Here is a 13,073-nt window from a genome sequence, read left to right on the forward strand (position 1 = left end):
CTGACGCTGGCGAGTAGGGGGGATTTAATGCCTGATGCGGTTTTTGTAAGTCGAACTATTTTGTTCGGAGATTGTGATCCGGCAGGGGTGGTCTACACCCCGCGATTCTCATATTTTGCTGTAGAGGCCATTGGTGTAGCACTCGACAGATGGGTAGGGGGGCCGGGGCTTAGAGTGGTGATGAGTTTTAATATATTGCCGCCGGTGCGTGCGATGTCGATCGAGTTGCTGGCTCCGCTGACGTGGGATGACGAATTGACTATTAAAGTCAGCGTGGCCAGGTTGGGCGAGCACTCTTTCACTTTTTTGGTTGAGGGGTTTATAGGCGAAGGCGTGCTGGCATTTACAGCGAATGTCACACACGTTTGTGTATCACCGGAAAGTAAGGAAGTTGTACCCATTCCAGCTCCGTTGCGAGCGCTTCTTTCGTAGATGATCAGACGGACTCAAAACGTTTGGGGGGCGGTCAAGTGGCCGGTTGTGGTCAAAATCTACCGTTCCTCACCGGCAGCTATGGGACGATTGCAGCGTTGGTGACCGGCAGCAATCGGCCAGAAGCAGACTATCGGCCTCATCTTATCCTTTAAGTGCTCTTCCTCAGCAGGCCGTAAAAATGTCAGTAATCGGCCGCTAGTAAGTTAAATCGCCCGATTCGACTTAGAGCCTATACCGTTGTACATTACTTTCATTCACAGCTGACTCATAGATCAACGCGACTAACAAACTCTGGGGTTCTCATGCGAGCAGTAATTGCCCAACATAAGGGCGGCGTAGGTAAGACCACATTAGCAGTTCACATTGCTGGGCTAATCAGCTCCCGATTCAAACGCACCTTGTTAATCGACTGTGATAGCCAAGGAGATGCCTTCCATTTTTTCACAAAAAAATTTCCAAGCGAAGAACTAACTGTAGAAACAGGAATGGATCATGTCGACGTGACCTGGAACCCAAATAGAAAACAGTTCTCAAACAAGGGAGCCTTTTCCGAGTACGCGAACATCGTGGTTGACGTTGATACTCGCGTCACAAACGCATTGCAAGTAATAGTTGAAGCTGAACCCACGCTAATATTGATACCTATTGACAATCAGCAACTTTCGCACGTGCATGGACTTCAAGTTTTGAAGATGATCGAAAGTTTAGAAAGTAAATTTTCAGTACCATCAAGAAAAGTTTTTGTAGCTATGGGAGTTAATCGGAACGATCTTTCGCTAGATGGGCATACGCAATTCAATATCCCTTATCACAACGAATTTGACCGCTGCCTAAATGAGTCCCAATACATTTGGGATATAAGTGCAGACCTTAAGTATATTACAGGGTGCTTCAGGGAGATTTTGGCATGAGCAATGTAGATGATAAAGGCTATCTAGGCGCTCTCAAAAACCTCGATACAATTAAAAGACCAGATGCCTTCCCAGCGATCCGGCTGTGCGAGAACTCGGCAAAAAAACTAGAATGCATTATGAGACTGATGGAGTGGGATTTAACAACGGCAATAAACTCATCCATCGTATATGCTTTCAAAAGATCAGAAGATGATCTTCTTAAGCCAATTAAGTTTTGCAGAAAATTTGAAGGAGAAAAAATCCAACTAGAGTTAAGCCTAAAAAATATTAATCGAATCAAGGCTCTAGAAACCCCCAACCGCATTACGAACACTAAGTTGTATACCATTTGCGTGGTAAATAGCATAAGCATACTATTTAATTTTCTGGAAGCAGCTAAAATTGAATAGAAATACCTTTTTCATCATAAGTGCAATACTACAGTGCTCAAATGCAGGGAAGCAGGTATTAGGGCAGCGCATGGCATTATATCTTGGACTGATTCCCGGCCCGAGAGGTAGCGATGACGGGATAGATGGGGAATTAGTTTATCAACGAAAAAAAATACATTTTCAATCGAAATTAAGAAGCACGCAACTGGATCGAGAAGATGCTAGATCTTACTATTCGGATATAGCCTTTCACAACGCGAATATCAGTATAATTTTGTCTGGCATTGGATTCAAAGATACATTCAGAGAAAGACTATTTGGGCATGATGGCATTGACAGGATTTCCATTCATCTATTATGTTTAGAGGATGTCATAGAGCAATCCGATAATTTTTGTGCAGCGTGCAAGCAACTCCCTACTCTTCTCTCGCTAACTGAGCTTGTAAGAAATGGAGTGCCTGATCAGCAAACATAGAATCTATCAAATTAATTTAACTACTTTATCAATCACTGTACTGAAATCAGATAAAATCTTCGAAGTCAAAGTTGCACCTATTAAGGTACGATCAATGAAATCTGACGAACTCTATAGCTTCTTAAGTGATCCAAAATTACTGGAGCTAATCGAGCTTAACAAGATAGCCGATAACGTATTCGATGTTATAAATTTAAATGAGAACCAAAATTCGAGTATATTGGCTTGGTGCATGAACCCCAACGAAGGGCATGCTCAAGGCGACGCCGTTATCAAAGATTTTTTGGAGGCTGCATGTGAGGCAAGTGATAACTGCAAGTTTGACAATAAAAAATTCTTTGAGAAGTGGACGTTAGGCAGGATACGCACAACCAGTTTCGGCGCTGCATTTGTAACGCGAGAATTTAAAATAAAGATCAATGATGGCTCTAGCAATGGCAGGCTGGATCTTTTTTTATTAGATCCAAGGAACAGAATACTTATAGCAATTGAAAACAAAATAAAAGCTGCGTTAGATGCTGGGCAGCTAGAGAGATATGTAAAATCAGTAAAATCAGAATTAGCCGCTCGTATGGTTTTTTCAGGGTACGACGTCGCATTTGTAGTCATTGATAAAGATCTTGAGTCGTACTCTGAAGCCCATTTATCCTCCCTTGGCAATCGCTGGTGCTTGCTTGATTATCAGTGGCTTGAACCTTCAGCAAATCGGGCCCGACACAGCTTGAATCGAGGAAACCAATCGGCGCAACTTTTAGCCACCTACTGCCAAAGTGTAACCAATTGGAAAAGCCCAGCGAGCAAGGCGCAGTCAGATTTGATGGCCGACATTGCGCTTTCTTATCCAATAGTTATCGAAAGCATGCGTGAGCTTAAGCGCGTTCCAATGGAGACTTGGGAACCCTCCATTCTCCAAGGGACGGTCGGAGAACTGATGATATTTTTCTCTCAGCACAAACCGGTCTGTGAGAAGCTAATCAAGATTAGAGGAGTAACAAGCCTAGCGCAGAAGCTTGCCAAAGCTAAGCCTAGTTTAGCAGCGGAGTTTATCCAAGAAGGGAGTTATTGGGTCGCTCTGACTTCTTCCAAAATCGGAAGCTTCCAGCGTGATGAGGGCTGGCCAATGTACCTCGACGTATATCGAGTCGCTAGAGTATCAACTCCATCAGCTCCAAAGTTTACGATAAAATTGGTGTGGCTGAAGAATGAATTCAACCCTCTTACGTGCGACGAGGCGGAATTGCGTGCTAGTTTTGAAACATTCTTCAGTGGCCTTAGTAAGCGACAGACCTCTGACCGAAGAAGAATTCTCATCGCTGAGCACGTTACGCCAACTGAAGCGATTGATATTGCGGTCCAAACAATTGCTAAAATTGATAAAATTCTAAATAAATTCTTGAGTAATAGGTAGTTTCCAATCCCAAGCACCTCGAAGCTGATAGGAGTTTCTAACCGGTTGGTTTAGTGATGCCATTGGAGGCCGTCCGACAGCTAGCTCAACACATGAAGGACAATCGATGGCCGCAGCATTTCGCCTACCCCTGCGAACTCTACTTATGGAACGTAGATCGTGAAGTGCAGCTATGGGTCGAAAGCCATCATTGGGTAAACCCGATCACCTGGATAGGATTCTAACTCCTTCCTGTTTGCTCGGAGGCCGCTTTCGGTCTGTAAACTCAAACCCGCCCACAAGTCGCAGCAGAACTGAAAGTCCGGCCTGACGCGGACCAGTCTACGTCCGATATTAGACTTCACGGACCGGATTCGCCCAAATTTCGCCTTAAAAACTCTAGCGCTCGTTCATCCCGATCCGGCGCTGAATTGGCGACCAAAACTAAATTTTCAATGCGTGACCAGCTAGCTTTTTGACATCGCAAAAAGATATTTTTATGCCATCTACCACCTTTGAGTCAGCAATCCAGGCAACCCGCCCGAGCTTTTGGGTCAAGGCGCTGCCAGGGAATCTAACAATTTGGAGCTATACCCCTCTGACAGGCAGCAATCGTCCAAAAGCAGCCGCTCGGGAGTGGCGTGTTTTGACCGGGCGCTGCCGCACCCGAACGGTTGCATGGGCTGATAGAGAACATCTGCTTTACGCCTCCACTCTCAGCAAACGGCCGACACCCTGATGAACTCATTCACTGAGCATGTCGCCAGTTTGACGTCTTTTTCTCACACAACTGATCGTCATAAGAACGCCGGCTGCAATGCCTTGTGTACCGCACATAAGCCAGATTAGGCCTATGTGAAAAAGGACCCAGGCACTCAAACCTAAAATCAGTGTTAACAATACCCCAAGTACAAGTAGTGGCAGGTGTTGCACAGAGGGGCTGTCCTCCAGCGAGTCGGAAAAAATGCTCCAGCATGCCCATTGCGAGAACAGCGACAGCAGAAGCCACAACATGATCACCCCCCAACCTGAAAAGGATTGTGAGGTGAACAGGTTGATCGTCGAGGTGATGGTGAACCAAAGAGTGAAGACGAATGTAGTGCTTGAAGGTACGGTATAGGCTGGAAGGGCAATGGCTATCTGAATCAACTTGAGTGTTTGCAAACGAGTCATTCATACGCTCCCTGCGAGTTGAATTTTACCGCGCCCTATGGACTCTTCAGTGACTATAGATCAGGAGTTCTTTGAGGGGAGTATGCTGACGGTCAGCTTTTGGCCGATTACCGTCATCCACGAGCATCGATTTTCGAGCAACCTATGAGTTGCTCTCCATCAAAAGTGGTCGCAGGGCTTTTGCTTACCTGCTATAGCGCGCATTGGCGCTTGGTATCTTCGTTAGCGATACCTCCCAACGACGCATGCGATTGGCGCATTGCTACACAGCTCGCTAAGGTCATGATTCGTTTTTGATCCTGCCCGCAAACCGGGCGCAAAAACGTCACCATCACCTTCAGCGGAACCCACATGCGATATCGACGCCTCGACCTTAATCTCTTGGTTGCGCTGGACGCTTTACTGAGCGAATGCAGCGTCAGCAGGGCGGCCGAGCGTCTGTGCCTGGGGCAGTCAGCTGCCAGTTCGACACTGGGCCGCTTGCGTGAACATTTCAACGACCCGTTACTGGTGCAAGTGGGGCGCCGCCTGGAACCCACGGCGCTGGGCCTGGAGTTGCTGCCAAAAGTGCGTGCAGCGTTGGCGCTGACACGGGAAGTCGTCGACGCGCCGTTGAATTTTGATCCGGCGAACTGCGACCGACATATCACTCTGGTAGCCTCCGACTATGTCGCCGACGTGCTGCTTCCAGCGGTCAGCCGTGTATTGGCGCGTATCGCTCCGAATATTCGCTTGAGCCTGCGCGACATGCCGGTGCCACGCGACGGTGATGTCGTCAGCGAAGCGCTCGATTATCGGCGCAGTGATTGCGTGATCGTGCCGCAGCGACGGTTGAACCCGGCCTATCCCCATGTGTCGCTCATGACTGACCAGCTCTGTTGTATCGTCTGCGCGCAACAACCACAGTTTGCCGAGCATCTGAGCATGGCCGACTATCGCGCCGCGGCGCATGTGGTGCGCGAGTTTGCCGACGGGCACAACCTGGCGTTGGACGCCATGCACCTGCATGAGCTCGGGATTGAGCGGCAAGTGGCCGTGACCATTGAAAGCTTTGTGCTGATGCCGCAGTTCATTGTCGGCACCGCGCGCATTGCCACGGTGTTTCAACGACAGGCGCAGCGCTTCGCCCAGCGTTATCCGTTGCGCATTCATCCGGCACCGCTGGCGTTCCCCGAAGCCGTTCAAGTCTTGCAATGGCATCCCTATCAAGAACATGACCCAGCGATGCAATGGTTTCGCGACCTGCTTCTGGAACAGGCCGCGTTGCTTGATCAACCCTCTGTCTGATCGCCGCTGTCGGCGACCAATCCAGCCTTGGCTATGGCCAGCAATGCGCAGCGCTCGTCGTTGTCCGAGGTATCGCCACTGATGCCGATAGCCCCGAGCACCACGCCCTCGGCATTACGGATCAGCACACCACCCGCCACGGGAATCACCTCGCCGCCGGTCAAACTGTTGATCGCATCGAAAAACGCCGGCATGGCCTGCGCGCGCCGCGCCAGTTCACGTCCGCCAAAACCCATGCCCAGACAACCGCGTGCCTTGCCGGTGGCGATTTGCGTGCGCAGGAAAGTGGCGTGTTCGTCGCGCAATATCGCCAAGGGATGGGCGGCGGCATCCAGTACGGCAACGCCCAGCGGTTTGATCCCGGTTTCCCGAGCAATGCGAATGGCATCGCTTGCCATGTTCGTGGCGGTCAGCAAGTCGAGTCGTTGCATGAGCTCAGTCCTCATACGGCCCACTTGCCCAGTTGGGCCACGCGGTCGCGGGTGTAAAGATCGGTCCACTTCAGCGAGTTGAAATCGGACACCTGCTTGGGGTTGTAGGGGCTGCGATCCATGCGCACCGGTTGGCCAGCCTTGTAAACGGCCTTCAGGCGCGAACGATCCTGAAGGAGGCGGATGTCGTCCAGTGGTGAACCGTCGAGTACGAGGAAGTCTGCCTGCTTGCCCACTTGCAGCGAGCCGAGGGTTTCACCGCGCGGCATACAGCGCGCACCGACAGCGGTCGCGGCGTATAACGCTTCGGCCGGGGTAAATCCGAGCCGGGTCACCAGCAGTTCCAGTTCACGGGCGTGCCATTCGCCGTAAGGCGTTACCGCGAACCCGCTATCACTGCCGCAGGCGAACGGTACGCCGGCCGCTTTGGCGCGTTTGAGTACCGCCGAACCGACCTCCAATGTGCGAGCACAATAACCGGCATAACCGGTGCTGATAGCCGGATCATGGGGCTGGCAGAAGTCCACGGTGTTCTGCGGGAACGTCATGGTAGGGGCAAGGATGCTGCCGGCCTCGAGCAACGCTTCGATGCACGCGTCGTCCATGTAAAAGGCATGGAAAACCAGATCAACGCCTGCACGCGCCGCGTACATCACGGCTTCGCGACCGTAGGCATGGGTGGCGACCTTGCAGCCCAGACGATGCGCTTCCTCAACCATTTCGAAGGTTTCGTCGGCGGTGAAGGCCGCGATGATTTCGCCGTTGGGGCGGCGGTGCGTGCCGTCCATGGCGATCTTGATCAGGTCGACGCCGTCCTTGGCCTGCTTGCGTATTTCTGCGAGCGCATCGCTACGGCTGGTGACCAACTGCGCGGTGAAGTATTCAGGAGCACCCACCCGGCTCGGGAACCAGTCATTCAGACTCTGTCGATTGGTGATGACGCGGCTGCTCGCCGCGATGCGCGGACCTTCAAATAAACCAGCGGTCACCGCATTGCGCACGGCGATGCTGAGCTGGCCGCTGTCGCCGGGGCAAACCATGCTGGTGACGCCGGCAGCCAGCACGTGTTGCGCGAAGAACATCCCGCGCAACGCGCGAAATTCGTCGCTGGTCCACAGATCAATGTCTTCTTCGCTTTGCGCGTTGCCGAAGGCCAGGTGCGTGTGCACATCCACCAGCCCCGGCATCACGAAATTATCCCCCGCATCCACCTGTGTATCGCCTGGCTGGGGAGAGGGGGCCAGCGCGGTAGCGCCGACGTAACTGAGCAGGCCGTTTTCGACGATCAATGTCTGTTGTTGGCGGGTTTGCAGTCCGGTGCCGTCAAACAGGGTCTGGCATTTCAGGTGCAGGGCAGTCATGGCGTCTTCGCTATGTGATTGTTCTGCAAAGAGAGGCTAGAGAGCAGGCGAGGGGACGACCAGCAGATTGCATCGATGGCTGAGTATTGACGGCATCAATAGCTGCGCCAGCGCTTGAATCCGTTAATGCAAAACGCCGGACAATCGAAAGATTGTCCGGCGTTTTTTATGGCGTGTTTTTCAGTGGATCAAGCGGTGCGACCGCCAAGGGTTTCAGCAACCCAGTCAGCAATGTATTGCCCGGCATTGATGCTGTTGTCGAAGCTCGAATGCTGCACGCCGCCTTCACGTTCGGTGAAGATTTTCAGTTCACATTTTGGACTGTTGACCAGTTGTTCGTAGGTGCGATGCGCCCACTTCAACGGAATCTGTGAATCCTGCTCACCATGGGTCACGAGGAACGGCACTTTGATGCGGTCGAGCACGCCATCGAGGTGGACGTTTTCGGCGATGGTCATGAACTCTTCGACGTCCTTGGCCCCCCAGACCCAGCAGACATGCGCCCAGTAATGCGGTACCGGGAAGCTGCCTTCTTTTTCCAGTCGACGCTTTTGCACATCACGCCAGTCGTGGTTGGCGCCCCACACGACGCCGCAGGCGAAGCGTGGTTCGAATGCAACCGCTCGCGGGCAGTAATAGCCGCCCAACGAGACACCTTCGAGCCCAATGCGAGTGGCATCGACATCGCCTCGGGTTTCCAGCCAGTCAACCACGCGACTGGCCCAGTGCTCACTGTCGAATCGTGCGGTCAGGCCATGCAGGCGCAGCGCTTCGCCGGTGCCGGGCTGGTCGATGATCAGCGAAGAGATGCCGCGTTTCGCCAGCCACGCTGGCAGACCCACGCGGTATTTCATTTCCTTGGTCGAGTCCAGACCGTTGACCTGCACCAGTATCGGCGCCGGCCCCTCGACGCCTTCGGCGCGCACCAGCAAGCCGGAAAGATGTTTGCCCTCGTAAGGAATTTCCACCCGTTCACAGTTTTCACGCGACAGTTCGACGCCGCGCTTGAAGGTCTGGAGAAAACGCTGATAAAGCTCGGTACGTCCCGGAGCGCCGTGGGCTTGCAAACGCTCGCAGGTCAAATAGTAAGTGGCGGCGCGGTTGTATTTTTCGCCAGCCGAGAGCATCCGGCCATTGCCTTCGTCTTCCTCGGCCAGACCGCAGAGCTTGTCGGCCATTTTCGCCCAGGTTTCGCGAAAGGCTCGAGTGCCGGCGGCGTCCGGCTGCTTGGCCGCCTCTTGCAGCGGGGCGCACATCTCTTCGATTTCGCCCATGCGCGCGCCCATTTCAATGGCCAGGTCGACAGAGAGATTCCAAACGTAGTTGGTCGGGAAATAGCGAAACATGATTATTGTTGTCCTTATGGTTGCCTTGGCATTCCCAAGGCACGTTAAGGATCACCCGACTAATTGGCCAATCGTGACGGCGGATACGAGGTATCGCGAGATACGATGGGCACGTGTTGCAGATGCTGGATGGATTCGCTGATGCGTTCGCGCAGCCAGCGGTGCATCGGGTCGCCATCAACGCTGCGGTGCCACAACATGTACTCGCGCATGACCGGAATCTTCACCGGCGGCGGCAGGATGCGCAGCGGCAGATAGTGCGCGTAGAGGTTCGCCAGACGTTGGTGCATCGTGGCGATGCGCTGCGTGCCGACAATCAGTTGCGGCAGGGTATTGAAGTCGCTGGTGATCACTTCAATGCGCCGATTGAAGCCGTATTGATTCATGAACCACTCTTCGATGCTCATGTGTCGGGTACGGCCAAAGCCCACCGAGACATGGCCCATCTCCATGTACTGCTCAAGGGTCAGGGTGTCGCCGACTTGCGTATTGCCTTGCCACACCACGCACACGTGTTCTTCCTCGAACAGCAGGCGCGAAGGGTGGCCTTCAATGATGTAGCGCTCGGGAACAATCATCAGGTCGACCTCGCCGCGTACCAGCAACTCGCCGGAATTGTCGCTGGGCCCAAGCATTTCGAAAGTGATGTTGGGCGCTTGCTGATGAATGTTCTGGATCACTTGGGCGAACAGCACGCTGATCAGATAGTCCGAGGTCACCAAGCGAAAATGACGCTTGCTGGTGGCCGGGTCGAACACCGGTTTAGCGGTGATTGAAGACTGGATCGTCAGCAGGACTTCACGTACCGGTTTGGCCAGTTCCGTGGCATAGGGCGTGGGCTGCATCTTGCGTCCGACCTGGACCAGCAGCTCATCCTCAAAGTAGGTGCGCAATCGCGCGAGCACGCCGCTGGTGGCGGATTGGGTCATGTGCAGGCGTTCGGCAGCGCGGGTGATGTTCTGCTCTTCGAGCAATACATCGAGCGCGACCAGCAGGTTCAGGTCCAGATGGTTGAAACGCATGGGCAGGTCCGTTCTTGTATTTATTTTCGCAATACATTCGAACGAATCCATCGACACGTCAACCTTCGTCGCAGGTATCGCGTTTGCCGATAGGTCGCATCCCGACTCGCGATTAGTCAGCTGTCAGCCCTTGCGCCAATCTTCGCCGCAGTCGGCCCTGCTGCCGACACCACCACCGGTTTCCAGTCAGGCCCGGCGCGCTGCAAGGCGTCCATGGCGACAGTCACCGGATCATAATTTCAATGGAGTGGTAAGCCATGAACATCATTGGCCTTGATGCCCTGATTTTTGGCGTCGATGACATTCAAGCCTGCACCGATTGCCTGCGCGACTACGGCCTTGCGCCGGTCGGCGTTGACAGCAACGGCGGGCGTTTCGAAGCGCTGGACGGCACCGCCGTGATTATTCGTCGAGCCGACGATCCTGATTTGCCGGCGGCAATCGGCCCGGCGCCGTCGATTCGCGAGACGGTCTACGGGGTCGCTGCGCTCAGCGATCTGGATGCCATCGAAGATGAGCTGGCCCGTGACCGCCCCGTCAGTCGCGATCAAAACGGCGTGCTGCACAGCGTTGACGACATGGGTTTCGCCATCGCTTTTCAGGTCACTGTACGCAAGCCTTACAGCGCACCGGATGACCTGACCAACGCCGCCGGCCATGCGCCACAGCGGCCGCTTAACCAGCCGGGCATTACCCTCGATATGGGCGCTGTCCCGCGCACTTTGTCGCACGTGGTGTATTTCGTGCCCGATGCGGCGAAAGCTGAAGCTTTTTACGCCGAGCGCCTGGGTTTTCGCACCACCGACACCTTCATTGGCGCCGGGCCGTTCATGCGCCCGGCAGGCTCCGATGATCACCATTGCCTGTTCATGATCCAGACCCCGCCGCACATGAAAGGCTGCGAACACTTCACCTTCCACATGGGCAGTGGCACCGAAGTGCTGCTGGCCGGGACGCGTTTCGAGCAAAAAGGCTGGACCAGTTTCTGGGGCCCGGGCCGTCACCTGTTTGGCTCCAACTGGTTCTGGTACTTCAACAGTCCACTGGGCTGCCACATTGAATACGACGCTGACATGGACAAGCACGATGACGCCTGGGAGGCCCGTCGCGCACCGTTGTCGGCGGATAACTCGCAGCTGTTCCTGTTCAGCGCGAAAGAAAAATGGGCCCCGGGCGGACCGCCGCCGAAACTCGGTTGAGGCCGGCGCTGATCATGAGCGCTATTGCGCAGCCATTGTGTCGGCTGGACGAACTGGAGGAGGGCCGGGCGCGCGGATTCGATCCGTTGGCGCAGGGCCGCGACAGCGTGTTTGCCCTGCGTCATGACCATCAGGTGCGGGTCTATCGCAACCGTTGTCCGCATCTGGACGTGCGCCTGGAGTATCGCAAGGACCGTTTCTTGTCCGCCGATGGCCAACTGATCGTCTGCTACGCCCACGGCGCGCAATTTCTGCCGGCGACCGGCGAGTGCATCTACGGCCCATGCCTGGGCCAGACGCTGGAGGCGCTGCCGACCTACGAGAAGGACGGCTGGCTGCTGGTGCGAATGCCTGAAGGGTTGCCGCAGCCGGGATAAATCGAGGTATCGCGTACGGCGATACATCGCATCCTTACTCGCGATTAGTCAAATCCCTGCTTTGCCGGGAAGCTTCATCCAACGATGCCGTGCCCGACGCAGCATCGATCACAAGAATAAAAAGAGAGAACACCATGAGTGCAGTGAACAACGTTCTGATCGTGGGCGGTGGTATCGGCGGTTTGTGTGCGGCCATCGCCTTGCGGCGTAAAGGTATCGAGGTCGACCTGATCGAGCTCAAGTCCGAATGGACAGTCTATGGCGTCGGGATTATTCAGCAGAGCAACGTCGTCCGTGAAATGGCCAAGCTCGGCGTTCTCGACGGCTATCTCGATGCCGCTTATGCCTTCGAAGACGTCGCTATCTACGGCCCCGGCGGGCAGCAACTGGCGCGCATTCCGGGTCAGCGACTGGCCGGCCCGCAGTATCCCGCCAACGTCGGTATTTCCCGCCTGGCGCTGCACAAAGTCCTCAGCGAAACCGCCCTGCAACTCGGTGCCAACGTGCGTTTGGGCCTGAGTGTGGAAGCGCTGGACGACAACGGCACAGAGGTCGATGTGTTGTTTACCGACGGCAATCGCGGCCACTACGACCTGGTGGTCGGTGCCGACGGACTGTTCTCGAAAGTGCGCAGCCTGGTCTTCGGCGATGCCTACACCCCGCGTTTCACGGGCCAATCGGTGTGGCGCTACAACTTTCCCCGCGCACCACAGATCGATCATCTGGCCAACTATCAAAGCGCCGACGGCAACGCCGGGCTGGTGCCGCTGGCCGGTAACTTGATGTACCTGTTTCTGACGTCCCACGAACCGTCCAATCCGTGGATGGATCCTGCCGATCTGGCCGCGCAGATGCGCCAGCGCCTGCAAGGCTTTACCGGGCTGATCGGCGAACTGCGCGAGCAAATCACCGACAACAGCCAGGTCGTCTACAAGCCGATGGAAGTGGTGTTCGTCGATGAGCCGTGGCATCGCGGACGCGTCCTGCTGATCGGCGATGCGGCCCACGCGACCACGCCGCACCTCGGTCAAGGCGCCGGCATGGCCATCGAAGACGCGATCGTGCTCAGCGAAGAACTCACTCGCGAGCAGTCCGCCTCCACCAGCGTCGAGCAGCAGTTGCAGCGCTTCATGGCGCGGCGCTTCGAGCGTTGCAAATACATCAGCGAAAGCTCGGTGCTGGCCGGCGACAAGGAGATGCAACACGACCGCGCCTTCGATCGCATTGGCCTGGTCAAGCAAATGCTCGCGCGCACTGCCGAGCCAATCTAAGCCCACCTGCAACGCATCCACAGC

Annotated in this window: 13 protein-coding genes; 8 read left to right on the forward strand and 5 right to left on the reverse strand. The window is 54.7% G+C overall.

All coding sequences use genetic code 11. From position 1 onward, the window contains the following. Positions 1-27 precede the first annotated feature (27 nt). The 4 genes from CKW17_RS04265 (at position 28) to CKW17_RS04280 (ending at position 3,603) form a co-directional block, all read left to right on the forward strand. Positions 28-432: a thioesterase family protein gene (locus CKW17_RS04265; protein ID WP_095119032.1), complete on the forward strand. Its 405-nt coding sequence runs from the start codon at positions 28-30 to the stop codon at positions 430-432. Between the two features lie 305 nt (positions 433-737). Then, complete coding sequence (locus CKW17_RS04270) at positions 738-1,346, forward strand: ParA family protein (RefSeq protein WP_095118850.1); 609 nt, start codon at positions 738-740, stop codon at positions 1,344-1,346. Then, positions 1,343-1,738 carry a hypothetical protein gene (locus tag CKW17_RS04275; RefSeq protein WP_095118851.1) on the forward strand — a complete coding sequence of 132 codons (396 nt, stop codon included), beginning with the start codon at positions 1,343-1,345 and terminating at the stop codon, positions 1,736-1,738. The genes CKW17_RS04270 and CKW17_RS04275 overlap by 4 nt, the downstream gene beginning before the upstream one ends. Before the next feature lie 551 nt (positions 1,739-2,289). Then, a complete protein-coding gene (locus CKW17_RS04280; RefSeq protein WP_095119033.1) occupies positions 2,290-3,603 on the forward strand; it encodes a PD-(D/E)XK nuclease family protein in 1,314 nt (437 codons plus the stop codon). A gap of 723 nt (positions 3,604-4,326) precedes the next feature. Here the strand turns inward: CKW17_RS04280 and CKW17_RS04285 are convergent. Then, on the reverse strand, positions 4,327-4,755 hold the full coding sequence (locus CKW17_RS04285; RefSeq protein WP_095118852.1) for a hypothetical protein: 429 nt from the start codon (positions 4,753-4,755) through the stop codon (positions 4,327-4,329). A 351-nt stretch (positions 4,756-5,106) separates the two neighbouring features. Here CKW17_RS04285 and CKW17_RS04290 point away from each other — a divergent pair, with 351 nt between their 5' ends. Further along, positions 5,107-6,042 (forward strand): LysR family transcriptional regulator, encoded by a 936-nt coding sequence (locus CKW17_RS04290; RefSeq protein ID WP_095118853.1) that lies wholly within the window; start codon positions 5,107-5,109, stop codon positions 6,040-6,042. On the opposite strand, the gene CKW17_RS04295 is transcribed toward CKW17_RS04290, so the two are convergent. The 4 genes from CKW17_RS04295 to CKW17_RS04310 form a co-directional block, all read right to left on the reverse strand. Beyond that, complete coding sequence (locus tag CKW17_RS04295) at positions 6,027-6,473, reverse strand: heme-binding protein (protein WP_095118854.1); 447 nt, start codon at positions 6,471-6,473, stop codon at positions 6,027-6,029. The genes CKW17_RS04290 and CKW17_RS04295 overlap by 16 nt on opposite strands. Before the next feature lie 11 nt (positions 6,474-6,484). Further along, positions 6,485-7,834 (reverse strand): amidohydrolase family protein, encoded by a 1,350-nt coding sequence (locus tag CKW17_RS04300; RefSeq protein ID WP_095118855.1) that lies wholly within the window; start codon positions 7,832-7,834, stop codon positions 6,485-6,487. A gap of 188 nt (positions 7,835-8,022) precedes the next feature. Next, complete coding sequence (locus tag CKW17_RS04305) at positions 8,023-9,180, reverse strand: S9 family peptidase (RefSeq protein WP_095118856.1); 1,158 nt, start codon at positions 9,178-9,180, stop codon at positions 8,023-8,025. 59 nt (positions 9,181-9,239) lie between these two features. Continuing rightward, positions 9,240-10,202, reverse strand: a complete 963-nt coding sequence (locus CKW17_RS04310; protein ID WP_007910238.1) for a LysR family transcriptional regulator — start codon at positions 10,200-10,202, stop codon at positions 9,240-9,242. Between the two features lie 257 nt (positions 10,203-10,459). Here CKW17_RS04310 and CKW17_RS04315 point away from each other — a divergent pair, with 257 nt between their 5' ends. From CKW17_RS04315 to CKW17_RS04325, 3 genes are all read left to right on the forward strand, one after another. Continuing rightward, the gene (locus tag CKW17_RS04315; RefSeq protein ID WP_095118857.1) at positions 10,460-11,401 is read left to right on the forward strand and encodes a VOC family protein; all 942 of its coding nucleotides are present in this window, start codon (positions 10,460-10,462) and stop codon (positions 11,399-11,401) included. A gap of 14 nt (positions 11,402-11,415) precedes the next feature. Then, positions 11,416-11,778, forward strand: coding sequence for a Rieske (2Fe-2S) protein (locus CKW17_RS04320; protein WP_095119034.1), 363 nt, complete (start codon positions 11,416-11,418; stop codon positions 11,776-11,778). Positions 11,779-11,912: 134 nt separating this feature from the next. Further along, entirely contained in the window at positions 11,913-13,049 is a 1,137-nt protein-coding gene (locus CKW17_RS04325; protein ID WP_095118858.1) for an FAD-dependent oxidoreductase, read from the forward strand. Positions 13,050-13,073 lie beyond the last annotated feature (24 nt).

This window comes from Pseudomonas sp. Irchel s3f10, assembly GCF_900187515.1.
Taxonomy (GTDB): domain Bacteria; phylum Pseudomonadota; class Gammaproteobacteria; order Pseudomonadales; family Pseudomonadaceae; genus Aquipseudomonas; species Aquipseudomonas tensinigenes.

What these genes read in the sequence shown, in the direction of transcription:
- CKW17_RS04310 (WP_007910238.1), bottom strand. Translation starts at nt 10,202, where the DNA reads ATGCGTTTCAACCATCTGGACCTGAACCTGCTGGTCGCGCTCGATGTA.
- CKW17_RS04315 (WP_095118857.1), top strand. Translation starts at nt 10,460, where the DNA reads ATGAACATCATTGGCCTTGATGCCCTGATTTTTGGCGTCGATGACATT.
- CKW17_RS04295 (WP_095118854.1), bottom strand. Translation starts at nt 6,473, where the DNA reads ATGCAACGACTCGACTTGCTGACCGCCACGAACATGGCAAGCGATGCC.
- CKW17_RS04285 (WP_095118852.1), bottom strand. Translation starts at nt 4,755, where the DNA reads ATGACTCGTTTGCAAACACTCAAGTTGATTCAGATAGCCATTGCCCTT.
- CKW17_RS04300 (WP_095118855.1), bottom strand. Translation starts at nt 7,834, where the DNA reads ATGACTGCCCTGCACCTGAAATGCCAGACCCTGTTTGACGGCACCGGA.
- CKW17_RS04325 (WP_095118858.1), top strand. Translation starts at nt 11,913, where the DNA reads ATGAGTGCAGTGAACAACGTTCTGATCGTGGGCGGTGGTATCGGCGGT.
- CKW17_RS04275 (WP_095118851.1), top strand. Translation starts at nt 1,343, where the DNA reads ATGAGCAATGTAGATGATAAAGGCTATCTAGGCGCTCTCAAAAACCTC.
- CKW17_RS04265 (WP_095119032.1), top strand. Translation starts at nt 28, where the DNA reads ATGCCTGATGCGGTTTTTGTAAGTCGAACTATTTTGTTCGGAGATTGT.
- CKW17_RS04290 (WP_095118853.1), top strand. Translation starts at nt 5,107, where the DNA reads ATGCGATATCGACGCCTCGACCTTAATCTCTTGGTTGCGCTGGACGCT.
- CKW17_RS04305 (WP_095118856.1), bottom strand. Translation starts at nt 9,180, where the DNA reads ATGTTTCGCTATTTCCCGACCAACTACGTTTGGAATCTCTCTGTCGAC.
- CKW17_RS04280 (WP_095119033.1), top strand. Translation starts at nt 2,290, where the DNA reads ATGAAATCTGACGAACTCTATAGCTTCTTAAGTGATCCAAAATTACTG.
- CKW17_RS04270 (WP_095118850.1), top strand. Translation starts at nt 738, where the DNA reads ATGCGAGCAGTAATTGCCCAACATAAGGGCGGCGTAGGTAAGACCACA.
- CKW17_RS04320 (WP_095119034.1), top strand. Translation starts at nt 11,416, where the DNA reads ATGAGCGCTATTGCGCAGCCATTGTGTCGGCTGGACGAACTGGAGGAG.